This is a genomic window from Moorena producens PAL-8-15-08-1, from assembly GCF_001767235.1.
In the GTDB taxonomy this organism is placed as follows: Bacteria; Cyanobacteriota; Cyanobacteriia; order Cyanobacteriales; family Coleofasciculaceae; genus Moorena; species Moorena producens_A.
This window is the reverse complement of sequence record NZ_CP017599.1, coordinates 2,916,833-2,932,217: the sequence shown is the minus strand read 5'-3', so window position 1 is coordinate 2,932,217 and position 15,385 is coordinate 2,916,833. Positions and strand designations below refer to the sequence as shown.

Sequence of the window (15,385 nt, the reverse complement as noted above, 5' to 3'; positions counted from 1 at the left end):
CGCTGATAGGTGATAGGTGATAGCTGATAACTGATAACTGATAGCTGAATGCTTACCTTTAAGCTAATGGGCTACGCCCATTAGCTGATGACTGAATGCTTACCATAAAAGTGACAAGAGAATGGGAATATTATCAAGTTTATATGTTAATTTATGAGCCGAGAAAATTTGGCAGCCTTTTTAAGCTGAGGGTTCCCACTCTACAAGCTCAGCAATCGAACTACTCAAACGATAGTTCTCGTTTACTGACAACACAATCCTGAAGGTATAAATTGATTAATTCTTGGTAAGAAATTCCTTTTTCTTGCGCCTTGGCTTCAAAATATTCTATTACATCAATCCTCAAAGGCAAAGTTACTGGTTGCTTTAATTTATTGGCATAAGGATTGGGGCGGCTTTTCATATTGGCAAGGTCATATTCTGGTTTCATGGTTTTATCCTCGATAGTGTTTACTTTCATTTTTGGTGGCTTTGCGGGCTGAAATGATTCTGATTACTGATTCCTGCTCTCGGTAACAATGAATAATCAGTAAGATTCGCATTTTCGAGCTTATGCCTAGGAGTAAAAATCGGTCTTCTATCTCAGAATGATCTTCGTCCCAAAACTGGATTGCCTTCTCATCATAAAAAACCGATTTTGCTTCTTCAAATGAAACACCATGCTTTTTTTTATTGATTCGATTCTTTTCGTTATCCCACTCAAAAACTAATTGATTCATGTTTATATTTTAAGCTTAAGGGGTGACAAGAGGGATAAAAAGCATAGAGTGAAAGAAATTGAGCAAAATTTGCCAAAAAATAATACAGTTGTCTGGGAGACAAATCAAAAATATAAAATGATACTATAATTATACCATAAGGTTATCATCAATAGGCACCATTACGAAAGCCAATACTTGACCCTATAATTACTGATAATGCTTATGGAAAGCTATCGAGATGTGAGCTTATCAAATCAGGTTGATTCAATTTAAATACCAATCATTACTGCTACTGAAATCACTGTTGTCACTACTGCTGGAGTTGCTGCTATAGTCACTACTACTTTCACAACAGGTATTATTAGAGTTGTTAAATCTCTCAATACCCCACGTAAAGGAGTATTAATATGAGAAGGTTTCTAGCACTAGCACTTACAAGCCTCGTAATTGCTGCCTGCACTAGCTCGCTGGTTCCATCCGAAAGTATCACTCCGAAATCAGCAGCCGAACCAAGCCCCAAGGTTGTCTTGACCTCCGAAGTCAAATGGGAGCAACTCAACCCCGCTCGCGGTGACAAGAGCCCGCAGGCTGGTACTCTTTGGGGCGATCGTACTGGCCCTGGAGCAGCAGGCTTTCTTCTTAAGCCAGCAGACGGCTTCAAGTCACCACCTCATATTCACAATATCGCCTACCGAGGAGTGGTCATTAGTGGCCTCATTCACAACGGTCATCCTAATGCGGAGGAAATTTATATGCCTGGGAGTTCTTTCTGGACGCAGCCAGCCGGAGGTGTGCATATTACCGCTGCCAAGGGTAATAACAGTCTAGCGTACATAGAGGTTGAGGATTCATTTGGAGTCCTTCCTGCAGAGAAGGCGTTTCATAGCGAAGAGAAGCCGATTAATGTGGACGCATCGAACATCGTTTGGATCGATCAGCCCAGAATGCCAGCCTCTGCCAATGGACCAAAGCTAGCCTTTCTTTGGGGCAACCCTCAGGACGATCAGTTGAACGGAACCCTTGTCAAGCTACCGGCTAAATTTACTGGAAAGATACTTAGCCACGGCTCAACCTTTCGTGCTGTAGTAATCCAAGGTCAAGCACAGTACCAAGTGCCGAGTGAGACCGACGTCAAGACCTTGGTGCCGGGCAGTTATTTCAGCTCGAAGGGAGAGTCGGAGCATCAGGTCTCGTCTAAAACGGGAGAGGAGAGCATCATCTATATACGCACGGATGGCAAGTTCGAGGTCATTTAGGGTGGGCAGTGATTGATACAACCAATTCACCAAGCTGGACAAACACCTTGATAAACACTGCCCACCCTAAGATTAATAACAATGGTGCAAGATTCCAGTATTAATTAACTGAAATCTTGCTAGCTCAACTGAATTTTGCCCCCCTAGCCCCCCAACTTTGGGGGGAACAAGAGTCAATTCTCAAAAAGCTGACCGATCAAGCAGTAAAATATCTAGCGATTGGGTGATAAGCTACAATTGCTGTCGTAGATTGCTCTGGGTACAACTGCTCACTCTCATCCATATATAACTTGATGCGATCGCATTCCAACAAATCCAACTGCTTGTACTGATCCTGGAGATTTGGACAAGCGGGATAGCCAAAACTATACCGTGAACCTTGATAGCGCTGAGCCAACACATCCCGAATGCTATCGGGTTCTCGATCTGCGAACCCTAACTCCCGACGAATCCGAGCATGACTCCACTCTGCCAAGGCTTCAGCCATTTGTACCGCCAATCCGTGGTAATACAAATAATCGGTATATTGATCACCATCAAATAATTTCTTAGCGTACTCTGTGGCAATATCCCCTACAGTTACCGCCTGCATTGGGAACACATCGAATTGACCGGCTTCTGCAAACTCCTTCGGTAAAAAGAAATCCGCTATACACAAACGCTTACCAGACCGTTGCCGAGGAAACTCAAATCGTGCCACCTCTTGCAATTCCTTCGAGTCTTTAGCGCCTTCGGGATTCATCCCTTGGGGATCATAAATTATCAAGGAATTCCCCTCAGCTAAACAGGGAAAATATCCATACACCACCTGGGGATGTAACAAGTTCTCAGCAAGAGTTTTTTCCTTCCATTTCGCCAGAATTGGGTCAACCTTTTCCTTCAAAAACTGATTATACTCTTCCCTCGACTGGTCCTTTGGCTTCCGAAACTGCCATTGTCCAGCAATCAACGCCTGCAAATCCAGATACCAAAAGACTTCCTCGAAGGAAATATCTTCTGGCTGGAGTATCTTGGTTCCCCAGAATGGCGGTGTTGGACGCTCAAGATCCAAGGTTACCCCTTCCGAACGATTAGTATCTAGGGGAGTTGAAGGGGGAGTTGCTGGTTGAGAGTTGTCTTTTGAACCATTCTCCTGCAACTTGTCAACCGCTGAACCATTCTGTTGCAACTTGTCAATGGGTAAGGTGTCAACGGCTACACCATTCTCTACCTCATCGATAAAGCCTTTGATATCATCCCAGTTACCAGCTGATTTTGCTGGCATTAACTTATCCATGAAATGGAGGTCAGAAAAGGCATCTTTACCATAAACCACCTGACCTTTGTAGGTATTCTGGCAGTCCTTATGGACAAACTTTGGTGTTAGGGCAGCACCCCCTAGAATAACTGGTACCGTAATTCCCCGCTCATTAAAGGTTGCCAGATTATCCTTCATAAAAGCGGTAGACTTCACCAGTAGTCCACTCATGGCAATACAGTCAGCATTGTGCTTTTCATAAGCATCAATAATATTGTCCACTGGCTGTTTAATCCCCAAGTTTATCACTTCGTAGCCATTGTTGGACAAGATGATATCGACTAAATTCTTGCCAATATCGTGAACATCTCCTTTCACCGTAGCAATTATGAAGGTACCTTTAGCATTCTTACCTGCTTCAGATTTTTCCATATATGGCTCTAAATAAGCCACTGCTGCCTTCATGGTTTGAGCAGATTGTAATACAAACGGCAGCTGCATTTGCCCAGAACCAAATAGTTCTCCTACCACTTTCATACCGTCGAGCAAAAAGGTATTGATAATCTCCAGGGGAGGATATTTTTCTCGGGCTTTCTCCAGTTGTTCTTCTAAACCAATCCGTTCCCCATCAATAATATGACGCTTGAGCCGCTCTTCTACCGATAGGTTTTCATCCTGGGAGCGATCGCGTTTTGTAGTTTTGCCTTCAAACAGGGTAGTCAGCTCGGCCAAGGGGTCATAGGTACACACATCCCCATCAAACTCCCGCTGATCATAAATCAGTTTTCGACAAACCTCTTGATGCTCTGGCTCAATCTTGGCTAAGGGTAAAATCTTACTAGCACTGACAATTGCTGCATCCATCCCCGCTTGCATTGCTTCGTGCAAGAACATGGAATTAAGCACAATTCGAGCTGCTGGGTTTAGTCCGAAGGAAATATTAGAAACACCCAGGATAACATGACACCCAGGCAATTCTTCCCGAATCCGACGAATGGATTCGATTGTCCCTTTGCCGTTTTCCCGGTCTTCCTCAATTCCTGTGGAAATTGGTAACGCTAGCGTATCAAAGAAGAGTTCATGAGCTGGGATACCATATGCGATCGCATCGTTATAAGCACGTTTAGCAATTTCAAACTTCTTATCCGCTGTCCGCGCCATACCATCTTCATCGATAGTACCAATTACCACTCCTGCGCCATAAATTTTAGCTAACTCCAGTACCTTATAGAACCTAGGTTCCCCATCTTCGTAGTTAGTGGAGTTCAGGATACACTTACCCCCAACTACCTTTAAGCCAGCCTCCATCTTTTCCCATTCCGTGGAGTCCAGCATCAGGGGTAAGGTAGAATTTGTGACTAAACGGGAGGCCAATTCGTTCATATCCCGCACTCCATCCCGTCCCACATAGTCCACGTTAACATCTAGGACGTTAGCCCCTTCCCTAATTTGGGATTTAGCCAAAGATACCAATCCATCCCAATCTTCTGCATTTAGCATAGTGCGGCACTTTTTAGAACCACTAGCATTGAGCCGTTCACCAACAATTAGGAAAGAATTATCTTGCTCATAAGGCTGGGAGCTGTAAATCGATGCTGCTGACGGTTCATGCTTAGGATGTCGCTCCTTCGGGGTCAGGGTTTTGGCAAATTCTGCTAACTGTTCAATATGAGCTGGCCTAGTACCGCAACAGCCACCAATAATTTGTACTCCCAAATCCTCTACAAAATGCATCAGTGCCATCCGCAGTTCCATGGGAGTAAGCCTGTAGTGAGCATGCCCTCCGACATTTTCCGGTAATCCAGCATTAGGGATACAAGAAACCACAAATGGGGAACATTCAGACAAGTATTTGATATGTTCCTTCATTTGCTCTGGCCCAGTGGCACAGTTAAGACCAAGGATATCAATCGGGTAAGGCTCTAGAATCGTTAGCGCCGCATTAATTTCTGACCCTACCAGCATAGTACCCATCACTTCCATAGTGATCGATACCATCAGTGGCAGTCTTGCCCCTTTTTTTTCAAATACCTCTTCTATGGCATTCAGGGCTGCCTTAATTTGCAGCACATCCTGACAGGTTTCCACGATCAGCAAATCAGAACCGCCATCATACAACCCTAAGGCTTGTTCCACATAGGCGTTCTTCAAGGTATCAAAATCAATATGTCCCAGGGTAGGGAGTTTAGTACCAGGACCCATCGACCCTGCCACAAACCTAGGTTTTTCTGGAGTGGAGTATTCCGCTGCCATCCGTTTCCCTAGTTCCGCAGCAGCTTTATTGAGGTAATAGGCTTGGTCAGCTAGATCATATTCTGCCAGTACAATCGAGGTACCGCCAAAGGTATCGGTTTCAATCACATCTGCTCCCACCTCCAGGAAGCCCCGATGCACCTTTTCCACTGCTTCTGGTTTAGTATGGACTAGGTACTCATTACATCCCTCGTACTCAGGTCCACCAAAGTCTTCAGCAGTGAGGTTTTGGGTTTGGAGAGAGGTTCCAGTTGCCCCATCAAATACGATAACCGGGCGCTTTGGGCTATGGAGGTGATTGAGAAAAGGGCTATTCATAGATTCGATTCAGTTGCTATTTATTGACTTCAGTGGTGTGTTAACCGTTGACAGTTTACGGAATTGGCTTCATTTATGTTGGCTCTTATAATTAGTTTATCAAAAATCACCCAAATTATTTTATTTAATTTTTGGTATAATTTAAAGATTAGACAAAAATAGGTTGAAGCGAGACTATAATTGGTTATTTTTTTACAGTTTAAAGTTAATAAAATTGTTTTTTTTAAAGGTTTAAAACAATAGTTAAGCCAAGGTTTGATAAACTATTGGTATCCAATCAATAATTTGTTATTATTTTTTGAATAGTGTGTAACGTGGTTAATTAAGTTTTTTTTAACCGCTTAAAGCATAGTTATATTGGCAATTTATTGTAAACTCAAAAATAGAATCGATAATAGTGATAAAAAAAAAATAAATTAGTTATTAGTATATTCTCAAACTATCCAAATCAGCACTATAGGAGTTCTAATACTTATGAGGTACATAGGATGTTTTCCCTATTCCCTATTCCCTATTCCCTACTCCCTACTCCCTACTCCCTACTCCCTACTCCCTACTCCCTACTCCCTACTCCCTATTCCCTGATTAACCCATTCACCCTAGACTCTAAATTTCAGCCAATGTGGCAATACAACTTGAGATAAATCGTCTGTAATAACTATAGAAGGCTTGATTCCCTATTGGGAAAAAAACAAGGAGAAATAACATGGCAGTTATCAACGGTGATGAGGGGAATAATACTCTCGTTGGTACTCGGTTTGACGATGAGATCAATGGTTTTGATGGCAAAGACTTTCTCTTCGGTAGAAGCGGTGATGATACCCTAAATGGAGGGGGTGATCAGGACGTACTCTTGGGCGGACTAGGTCACGATTCCCTCAACGGTGGCGGAGATGATGATTTGCTGTTTGGAAACCAGGGCGATGATAGTCTTGATGGCGATACTGGCAATGACAGACTGTTTGGGGGCAGTGGCAACGATAAGTTAATGGGTAGCTTTGGCAGAGATGCCCTCAACGGTGGCAGTGGCGATGATACCTTAGTTGGTGTGGATATCTTTGACGAACAACCTGGTCAGTTAGAGAGAGATACTCTCATTGGTGGTGCAGGCAAAGATACCTTCGTTCTCGGAGATCCCTTTACAGTTTATTATGATGATAGTCAAGTTCGATTCATCATTGCGCCCCCTCCCACAGAACCCCCTCCAAGCTACGCTTTGATTACTGACTTTGAACCGGGTAAAGATGTTATCCAGCTCAAAGGAGCGATAGAGTATACATTAGAAGATGTTGAGCTTCTTAATGGCGTTTCTGGTCTAGGAATCTTCTTTGATGCTGACGGTTTTGATGGTAACGGTTCTGAGCAACTGATTGGTATTATCCAAAGCCAAGAATCCTTAGATGGCCTGCAAATTAATATTGGTCGGGCAATCACCACTATTTCATGATTCCCCTCCAGAAGAGAGTGTGGGGAGATGGGGAGATGGAGAGATTTTGAGTGGTAATCGGGTATCGAACGATGGGATCGCCTCAAGTAAGCAATGCGATCGCGTAACGTGGCCTTAGGTCAATCCCGTAACCTAACCTAAGCCAATCGCATTCATCCCATCCTATGATGCCCTCAACTTTTCCCTGTTCTCTTGTTTACATTTCAACTAAAAATGCTATCGCTATTTCAGCTTTCTGTCTTTTGTTGTCATCAAAGACAGGAAGCTGTTTTTTTTATTACCAATAATAACTCCAATTAAGTAAGCTATCAAGATTAGGCTGAATGATGATAGCTTATAGTTTACATTATAAACCAAATATAGCAATTATCTATGCCATGAGGTACAAAGGGATCCCCCTAAATCCCCCTTATCAAGGGGGACTTTGACCTCATAAATCCTAGAAAGGGATCCCCCTAAATCCCCCTTATCAAGGGGGACTTTGACCTCATAAATCCTAGAAAGGGATCCCCCTAAATCCCCCTTATCAAGGGGGACTTTGACCTCATAAATCCTAGAAAGGGATCCCCCTAAATCCCCCTTATCAAGGGGGACTTTGACCTCATAAATTATAGAAACACTATAACCCAAAAGCTGATGATAAAAACACCAGAAAATCATCAGCTTTTTTTAAAACTATTCCCTCTTACTTCTTACCACAATCCCTACACTTTCAACACTCTCCTATTGGCCATATTTCGTAATAAAAAAAATTTCCAACCCCTTGGCAATAAATTAATTTATTTATATATTAATAATATAAGCACTTAAGAGAAAAGATTCTGATGACTGAAAACATTCCCCCCACCCCGGATAACCAAGGTCGCAAACCTAAGAAATTCAAGCTCTTGTTGATGGGTACTCCTGAACAGGTTCGCCATACAATTAATGCCCTGTATTCCCTGAAGTATGCATACCCCTATGAGTGGAGCACTCCCGAGCCCACCGAAAAGCCTGGTGAGGTGATGACCACTTTGGTGCGATATTTTTACCTAGACTAGGATAGGAATTTGCCAGCGATGCAGCGCGGTCTTGGGGAGGCAGCGCGGTCTTGGGGGTTCCCCCCATGAGCGACTGCCGTTGGTTTCCCCCATGAGCGACTGCATCAAGACAGGGCTTTTAGGCCCTGGCCACCATCAAGATTCAAGGTTGTTTTATGAAGCGGGATAAAGTAGTATGGAATAGCATAAATCGGAGGTTAGAATGTGGTTGCTTTCGAGCAATTGCTGACTAACTCTGGTGGAATGTTTTTAGCTTCCGGCAAAAGAAGCCCCACAACGAACATGCGCAGCATGAGTGTGGGATGAATTTTGCACAGAGTCTTTCACAAAAGACCAATCGATGTGTTATACTCGGAATACTGACTTTCAAAGCCGAAAATGCTGGAAAGTTGGTCAAACATTATTAAACAAAAGACCAAAAAAACAGAGCGGCAGCGATGCAGCGCGGTCTTGGGGGTTTCCCCCATGAGCGACTGCATCAAGAGAGGGCAGTCCGTTCTTAAAGCCCAGCGCCTCCTAAGCAATAGCTGGATTGGCTGGGAAGCCCACACTGACTCTTTGAGTTCAGTGTGGGAGCTGTCACTCATCAGAATTGATTTCATTGAGTTGACCTAAAGTGTACTCATTTTTGTTTACACTTTAGAATTCGGTCAAGACTTGGGTTTAACCAGAACTTGACTGAATTTTTTTTGTTGTTAATTTGAGCTATCAGCAGTCAGCGGTCAGCGGTCAGCTTTCTAGAAAGCGCTATAGTGATAGAAATTATCAATTCGGTGAACTACTGACTAGGATCAGGAAGTAGGGAGTAGGGGTAAGGTAAAATGGACGAACAAAGACTACAAGCATACGTCAACCTGATCAACCAACTGCTAAATTGTTCCAGCGGTGAGCTAGTCCAAATTCTTGAGAGCAACCGCGAGTTAGTGGATACAGAGTTATTGCAGCTAATCCCACAAGTAGCAGAACAACTAGCAGCAAATGGTAAGCAAGATAGCGCTGACTTTTTACTCAGTCTCAGGAGTGAGCTTTTAAAAATTCTGGGAATCTCAGAAAATCCTACTTCAGCTAATGCTTCATCCCAAGACTATCTGAAATTATTTAAACAGATATTGCAAGCAACTGGTAACAGCAATGGTGACCCCAAAGTCGTGTACCCACTTTTGGAAGCAAACCTAGACAAACTCGATGATAACTTTATCGATATCCTGCAAAGGTGGACAAGTGTTAAATTCTCAGAAGCGAAACCAGAAACAGCAGAATACATCGCTAAAGTTATTGGAGAATTCAGCAACCTGATCAAGGATTTTCCTCTGGGTAATAAAGCCAATAACATCGAAATCGCCATAGCTGGTTGCGAAGTGGTGCTAACAGTTTTTACCAGTGAAAGTAATCCAGAAAGTTGGGCAGCGATTCACTACAACTTGGGCAATTCCTACTGTGAGAGAATCCGCCACGATAGGGCATTGAATCTCGAAAAAGCCATTGCCCAATACCAACGAGCTTTGTGCGTTTACACCAAATCAGACTTCCCCATCCAGTGGGGAATAACTCAAACTAACCTGGGTGCTGCCTACCTTTACAGAATCCACGACAATAGGGCATTGAATCTGGAAAAAGCAATTGAAGCATACCAACTAGCTTTGTCAGTTTGGACCCAAGAAGACTTCCCCGACGAGTGGGCAACGACTCAAAACAACCTGGGCAATGCCTACCTTTACAGAATCCACGACAATAGGGCATTGAATCTGGAAAAAGCAATTGAAGCATACCAACTAGCTTTGTCAGTTTGGACCCAAGAAGACTTCCCCATCGATTGGGCAATGACTCAAAACAACCTGGGGGAAGCCTACAGAAACAGAATCCGCGATAACATAGCTGAGAATCTAGAACAAGCTATTGCCGCGTACCAACTAGCCTTGTCGGTTCGCACCAAAAAAGACTTCCCCCAAGATTGGGCAGAGACTCAAAACAACCTGGGCAATGCCTACAGTGACAGAATCCGTGGTGACAGGGCATTGAATCTCGAACTGGCCATTGAAGCATACCAACGAGCTTTGTCAGTTTACACCAAAGAAGACTTCCCCTACGAGTGGGCAACAACTCAAAACAACCTGGGCACAGCCTACAGTGACGGAATCCACGACAATAGGGCATTGAATCTAGAACTTGCTATTGAAGCATACCAATTAGCTTTGTCAGTTCGCACCAAATCAGACTTTCCTTACGAGTGGGCACAGACTCAAAACAACCTGGGGGAAGCCTACAGAAACAGAATCCGCGACAACAGGGCATTGAATCTAGAACCTGAGGGGGTGACATGCAAGCTGAAATCCTTACTGGGTAATACGTTCAGCCGATATGTTACAAAAAGATACATGGTGTTTTGGACTGACCTTGGACGTAGTTATCAGGGTTTGAGCTTGCCATTACATCAAAGTAGGGTCAATTTGTGAGTTTATCTTGGCTAAGATAACCGGCCTCAAAGCCTTATATAATAAGCTTTTCAGGGCTCATGTTACCCCCTCAGATCTAGAACTTGCTATTGAAGCATACCAACTAGCCTTGTCAGTTTATACCAAAAAAGACTTCCCCATTGATTGGGCATCAACTCAAACCAACCTGGGTGCTGCCTACCGTGGAAGAATCCGTGGCGACAGGGCATTGAATCTAGAACTTGCTATTGAAGCATTCCAACTAGCATTGTCAGTTCGCACCAAATCAGACTTACCCCAAGATTGGGCAACGACTCAAAACAACCTGGGCAATGCCTACCTTTACAGAATCCGTGGCGACAGGGCATTGAATCTAGAACTTGCTATTGAAGCATTCCAACAAGCCTTGTCAGTTCGCACCAAAGAAGACTTACCCCAAGATTGGGCATCAACTCAAACCAACCTGGGCAATGCCTACCTTTACAGAATTCATGACGACAGGCCATTGAATCTGGAAAAAGCCATTGAAGCAAACCACTTAGCCTTGTCAGTTCACACCAAACAAAACTTCCCCATCCAGTGGGCAATCACTCAAAACAACCTGGGTGTTGCCTACCGTGAAAGAATCCGTGGCGACAGGGCATTGAATCTAGAACTTGCTATTGAAGCATTCAAACTAGCTTTGTCCATTCGCACCAAACAAAACTTCCGCATCGATTGGGCTACCACTCAAAACAACCTGGGCAATGCCTACCTTTCCAGAATCCGCGATGACAAGGCATTGAATGTCGAAAAAGCGATTGTTGCATTCAAACTAGCCTTATCAGTTTACACCAAACAAGACTTCCGCATCAATTGGGCAGGGATTCAAAGCAACCTGGGCAATACCTACTGTGACAGAATCAGTGGCAAGAGGGCTAAGAATCTGAAAAAAGCGATTGCTGCATACCAACTAGGCTTGTCAGTTTACACCAAACAAGACTTCCCTATTGAGTGGGCAATGACTCAAAACAACCTGGGCCTTGCCTACAGTACAAGAATCAGTGGCAAGAGGGCTAAAAATCTGAAAAAAGCGATTGCTGCATACCAACTAGCATTAGAAGTTTACACCCTGGAAGCCGATCCGATTAACTGTCTCCGAACTTCCCGCAACTTAGGCAACCTCCACTTCACCCAAGGTAACTGGCAACCCGCCATCAATGCCTACGAACAAGGAATCACAGCAGTCGAAATCAGTCGCAGTTCGGCAAGCACCGATCAAAGTCGCCAAGAGATTATGTCAATGGCAATTGACGTTTATCACAAACTAGTGCAAGCCTATATCAATATAGAACAGAACGATAAAGCCATCGAAACAGTCGAACGCAGCAAAGCCCGGGACCTAGTGCAACTGCTCACCAACCGCGACCTTTATCCTAAAGGTAACGTTCCCCAAGGGATAATCACTGAGTTAGATCAACTGCGTCGAAACATTCCATCATTGGAAAAACAGTTACAAGTAGTTTTTGAGAAACTATCAGGAAATAGCGATGACAAACAACAACAGCAACGACAATCTTTAGAGGAGTCACGGAAACAACTACAGCAAGAATTACAGCAGTCGCGACAGCAGCTAGATCAGGTACTAAAGCAAATCAATGATAACTATGACTCCAGTTTCAGTCTAACTCAAACCGTGGAAACTATTCCCTTTAGGGATATTCAGAGCCTGATTGATCCAGGCACCGCTATGATTGAGTGGTATGTTACCAGGGATAATATTCTTACCTTTATTGTCACCAGTCACAATCAGCAACCCATAGTTGTGTCATCCTCTACTGAAAAGCTGGAAAGGTTGGAAAAGTGGGATAAAGACTATACCAATGCCTACCGCGACAACAAAGACCCATGGATAAAAACTCTATCCTCTCGCCTGGAGAAACTCGCTACAATATTAGATATTGATAACATTATTTCTGAGATTGATGGAATATTTGAGAAACAAGGGGGTAAATGCGATCGCTTAATTCTAGTGCCCCATCGTTTCCTGCATCTGTTTCCCCTCCATGCTTTACCGTTATCACAGGGTAATTTACTTATCGACCGCTTTGAAAGAGGGGTAAGTTATGCCCCTAGTAGCCAGTTACTAAAACTAACAAAAGAACAACATCGCCCTAATTTCAATCATCTATTTGCTATCCAAAACCCAACTAGATCTGAAGCAAAACCCTTGCCTGGCTCGAAACTAGAAGTTGAGAAAATCCGACAATACTTTGACCCAAACCACAGTATAGTTCTTGCTGAAGCAGACGCAACAGAAGCCAAACTAAATCAAAATATCAAGCAACTCCGCTCTGCTCACTGTGTCCACTTTTCTTGTCATGGCAAGTTCGAGCCTAAATCTCCCCTAGAATCAGCCCTACTTCTAGCAGATGCAGACCTAACCTTGTATAAAATTTTTAAATTTGACCTCAATCAATGTCGTATTGTCGTCTTTTCTGCCTGCGAAACTGGGATGACCCTTTCAAGTAACGAAGAAGAAGATACTAGCTTACCTAGTGGTTTAGATGAATATATTGGTTTGCCTAGTGGTTTTCTCTATGCAGGTAGCCCTAGCGTTGTCAGCACCCTCTGGACAGTGGATCCTCTAGCCACTGCTTTGTTAGTGATCAAATTCTACAAAAACCTCAAACGACTGCCAACATTAGGAGATGGGGATGTTTCAACCGCCTTAGTTAACGCCCAATTCTGGTTACGAACACTGCACAGTAAAACCTTAGCAAGAATCCAAGAAAGCCAACAATTTCAAGGTTTGATGGCTGAAATATTTGAAAACAATAAGCGCAATCGTCGCAAATTCAATGACTTATTATATGCTGCCATTAACCTACCAGACCGCCAACCTTATCCTTTTGCTAACCCCTATTATTGGGCTGCTTCCGTCGCCATAGGCGCTTAGGCGTTAGGATCGTAGGATTTGCAGAAGTTTTCCATCCCTTCTTTCTCAATATAGATAGCAACTGGAGTAGCAATTAGTCCGGCTACTAGAGGTTTAAATTTCAGTGATCCCGCCAAAAACTCAGCTACTACTCCTATCAGTGCAGGCAAGTAGTTTTCTCTAAATTTTTTATATTTTGGCTGACAGATATGACCATGACACTGCCGAAGTATCTCAGTAAACCAACGCAAGTCAGCATTATTTTCTACTCCTTCAATCCCATTGCGAGTGGCTAAGGATTCAGCAGCATCAGCTAAATCACCATCCCACTCTTCGATTACATCAAGAGCTTCTAGCGCTTCTGGATTATTGGCCAGTTCAGAACGTAAGTTTGAAATCTCTTCTGATGTAAGTTTAGTCATCAAGTTATTCCAGTAAACTTGCTGATTTTGACAACAACTTTCAGTTTACAACAGTTTTTATATAAAATAGCGCTTGATATGCCGTTGCTTAATAATGGAATGATTTTAAGCGCACCTGTGGAATGGGCATCTTGGTGGAACTGGCATCTTGCCAGTTTCAATATATTTTCCTGCGGGCAGGATGGCCAATATTTTCCTGCGGCCAGGATGCCCACTCTACTCCTATTCATTCAGAGACTGACGCAACGGCCTTTATATTATATTGATAGCAATCCGTGTCGAAATTTTGATAATTTTTCTTCCCTACTCCCTACTCCCTACTCCCTATTCCCTTTACTATATAAGGTACCTTAAATTTTGTTAAACCTACTCGACACTGCCTGCTTTCTTGAAACTCTCTCAGGGCATCCGTGAAATAAATTGTACCAACAGGGGGGCGCTAAACAACAAAGCGATATCAATAACGGTGATAGTGGCGAAGCGAATCTTTTGACTACTCATAATTACTTATTTCCTCATTTATCAAGGTAGCTTAAATTGTTTTAACCCTACTCGACACTGCCTGCTTCCTTTGAAGACCTTCAGGGCATCCGAGAAATAAATTGTACTAACAGGGGGGCGCTAAACAACAGAGCGATATCAATAACGGTGATAGTAGCGAAGCGAATCTGTTGACTAGTCATAATTACTTATTTCCTCCAGCAGTTATCTAAAACTTCTTTAAAGTTGATGTGAATATACTACAGTCCACAATAATTCCAGTTCACGGACTTAGCTCACCCACCTTAGTGATTTTCCAGACCGATTGGTGTGATCTGGATCACAATAGCAAAGGGAGTAGGGAGCGGTGCGACCCGTGGCGAATTTAATTCGCCTACGGAAAGCGCACCGAGGGAGTAGGGAGTAGGGAGTAGGGAGTAGGGAGCGGTGCGACCCGTGATGGCGAGCAATCCCTTGACCGTAGGTCACGCGGGGCGCGTTCGCCATCACGGAAAGCCCACGCCCTGGGAACAGAAATTCTCGGATTTGTATTTGAGTTGTAAACAAATTCCTGAGGCAAGATGCAAGAGGGAAGAGGCAAGATGCAAGATGCAAGAGCTATATAGAGATTTTTGGGAATTGAAAAAACTCTAATCACTGTTTACAATTTATTTGGAAACCCGATACCAATCCAGGTATTTTCCTTAATGCATATAAAATAAAATTTGTCAAGCAAATTTACTGAACTTTTATTCTAGGCAAAATGTCCTAGAAGCCTGTGGTAAATTTAACTCAAAGACTGCGGAAGCTTGCCAATCGAAAAGATTGGCATAGGGAGGATTCCGTTCCCCGATTCTCATCAGTCAAGGGTGTATCTGAGGG

At 43.4% G+C, this 15,385-nt stretch carries 13 protein-coding genes; 7 read left to right on the top strand and 6 right to left on the bottom strand.

What is annotated here, in order from left to right; translation table 11 throughout:
* Window positions 1-220 precede the first annotated feature (220 nt).
* Window positions 221-430 carry an antitoxin gene (locus tag BJP34_RS11120; protein WP_070392403.1) on the bottom strand — a complete coding sequence of 70 codons (210 nt, stop codon included), beginning with the start codon at window positions 428-430 and terminating at the stop codon, window positions 221-223.
* A 4-nt stretch (window positions 431-434) separates the two neighbouring features.
* Window positions 435-719: a BrnT family toxin gene (locus tag BJP34_RS11115; RefSeq protein ID WP_070392402.1), complete on the bottom strand. Its 285-nt coding sequence runs from the start codon at window positions 717-719 to the stop codon at window positions 435-437.
* A 509-nt stretch (window positions 720-1,228) separates the two neighbouring features.
* Here BJP34_RS11115 and BJP34_RS11110 point away from each other — a divergent pair.
* Entirely contained in the window at window positions 1,229-1,957 is a 729-nt protein-coding gene (locus tag BJP34_RS11110; protein ID WP_202972089.1) for a DUF4437 domain-containing protein, read from the top strand.
* Window positions 1,958-2,153: 196 nt separating this feature from the next.
* On the opposite strand, the gene metH is transcribed toward BJP34_RS11110, so the two are convergent.
* Window positions 2,154-5,765 carry a methionine synthase gene (metH, locus tag BJP34_RS11105; protein WP_070392400.1) on the bottom strand — a complete coding sequence of 1,204 codons (3,612 nt, stop codon included), beginning with the start codon at window positions 5,763-5,765 and terminating at the stop codon, window positions 2,154-2,156.
* 488 nt (window positions 5,766-6,253) lie between these two features.
* On the opposite strand from metH, the gene BJP34_RS45525 reads away from it, so the two are divergent.
* The 3 genes from BJP34_RS45525 to BJP34_RS11090 all read left to right on the top strand — a co-directional run bounded on the left by BJP34_RS45525 (window position 6,254) and on the right by BJP34_RS11090 (window position 8,252).
* Complete coding sequence (locus tag BJP34_RS45525; protein WP_168166503.1) at window positions 6,254-6,409, top strand: hypothetical protein; 156 nt, start codon at window positions 6,254-6,256, stop codon at window positions 6,407-6,409.
* A gap of 62 nt (window positions 6,410-6,471) precedes the next feature.
* Entirely contained in the window at window positions 6,472-7,212 is a 741-nt protein-coding gene (locus BJP34_RS11100; RefSeq protein ID WP_070392399.1) for a calcium-binding protein, read from the top strand.
* Between the two features lie 824 nt (window positions 7,213-8,036).
* Window positions 8,037-8,252 (top strand): hypothetical protein, encoded by a 216-nt coding sequence (locus tag BJP34_RS11090; RefSeq protein ID WP_070392397.1) that lies wholly within the window; start codon window positions 8,037-8,039, stop codon window positions 8,250-8,252.
* Window positions 8,253-8,575: 323 nt separating this feature from the next.
* On the opposite strand, the gene BJP34_RS42940 is transcribed toward BJP34_RS11090, so the two are convergent.
* The gene (locus BJP34_RS42940; protein WP_158517132.1) at window positions 8,576-8,731 is read right to left on the bottom strand and encodes a hypothetical protein; all 156 of its coding nucleotides are present in this window, start codon (window positions 8,729-8,731) and stop codon (window positions 8,576-8,578) included.
* Between the two features lie 342 nt (window positions 8,732-9,073).
* Between BJP34_RS42940 and BJP34_RS11080 the strand changes: the two genes are divergently transcribed.
* Window positions 9,074-10,705, top strand: coding sequence for a tetratricopeptide repeat protein (locus tag BJP34_RS11080; protein WP_070392395.1), 1,632 nt, complete (start codon window positions 9,074-9,076; stop codon window positions 10,703-10,705).
* 7 nt (window positions 10,706-10,712) lie between these two features.
* Window positions 10,713-13,622, top strand: a complete 2,910-nt coding sequence (locus BJP34_RS11075; RefSeq protein ID WP_070392394.1) for a CHAT domain-containing protein — start codon at window positions 10,713-10,715, stop codon at window positions 13,620-13,622.
* On the opposite strand, the gene BJP34_RS11070 is transcribed toward BJP34_RS11075, so the two are convergent.
* Window positions 13,619-14,023, bottom strand: coding sequence for a hypothetical protein (locus tag BJP34_RS11070; protein WP_070392393.1), 405 nt, complete (start codon window positions 14,021-14,023; stop codon window positions 13,619-13,621). The two genes, BJP34_RS11075 and BJP34_RS11070, sit on opposite strands and share 4 nt — an antisense overlap.
* A 99-nt stretch (window positions 14,024-14,122) precedes the next feature.
* Between BJP34_RS11070 and BJP34_RS39315 the strand changes: the two genes are divergently transcribed.
* On the top strand, window positions 14,123-14,377 hold the full coding sequence (locus tag BJP34_RS39315) for a hypothetical protein (RefSeq protein ID WP_149030905.1): 255 nt from the start codon (window positions 14,123-14,125) through the stop codon (window positions 14,375-14,377).
* Window positions 14,378-14,794: 417 nt separating this feature from the next.
* Here the strand turns inward: BJP34_RS39315 and BJP34_RS39310 are convergent, their stop codons facing one another.
* Entirely contained in the window at window positions 14,795-15,118 is a 324-nt protein-coding gene (locus BJP34_RS39310; RefSeq protein WP_149030904.1) for a hypothetical protein, read from the bottom strand.
* Between the last annotated feature and the right edge of the window lie 267 nt (window positions 15,119-15,385).

What these genes read in the sequence shown, in the direction of transcription:
- BJP34_RS11120 (WP_070392403.1), bottom strand. Translation starts at nt 430, where the DNA reads ATGAAACCAGAATATGACCTTGCCAATATGAAAAGCCGCCCCAATCCT.
- BJP34_RS11115 (WP_070392402.1), bottom strand. Translation starts at nt 719, where the DNA reads ATGAATCAATTAGTTTTTGAGTGGGATAACGAAAAGAATCGAATCAAT.
- metH (WP_070392400.1), bottom strand. Translation starts at nt 5,765, where the DNA reads ATGAATAGCCCTTTTCTCAATCACCTCCATAGCCCAAAGCGCCCGGTT.
- BJP34_RS45525 (WP_168166503.1), top strand. Translation starts at nt 6,254, where the DNA reads ATGTTTTCCCTATTCCCTATTCCCTATTCCCTACTCCCTACTCCCTAC.
- BJP34_RS11100 (WP_070392399.1), top strand. Translation starts at nt 6,472, where the DNA reads ATGGCAGTTATCAACGGTGATGAGGGGAATAATACTCTCGTTGGTACT.
- BJP34_RS11090 (WP_070392397.1), top strand. Translation starts at nt 8,037, where the DNA reads ATGACTGAAAACATTCCCCCCACCCCGGATAACCAAGGTCGCAAACCT.
- BJP34_RS42940 (WP_158517132.1), bottom strand. Translation starts at nt 8,731, where the DNA reads ATGCAGTCGCTCATGGGGGAAACCCCCAAGACCGCGCTGCATCGCTGC.
- BJP34_RS11080 (WP_070392395.1), top strand. Translation starts at nt 9,074, where the DNA reads ATGGACGAACAAAGACTACAAGCATACGTCAACCTGATCAACCAACTG.
- BJP34_RS11070 (WP_070392393.1), bottom strand. Translation starts at nt 14,023, where the DNA reads ATGACTAAACTTACATCAGAAGAGATTTCAAACTTACGTTCTGAACTG.
- BJP34_RS39315 (WP_149030905.1), top strand. Translation starts at nt 14,123, where the DNA reads ATGATTTTAAGCGCACCTGTGGAATGGGCATCTTGGTGGAACTGGCAT.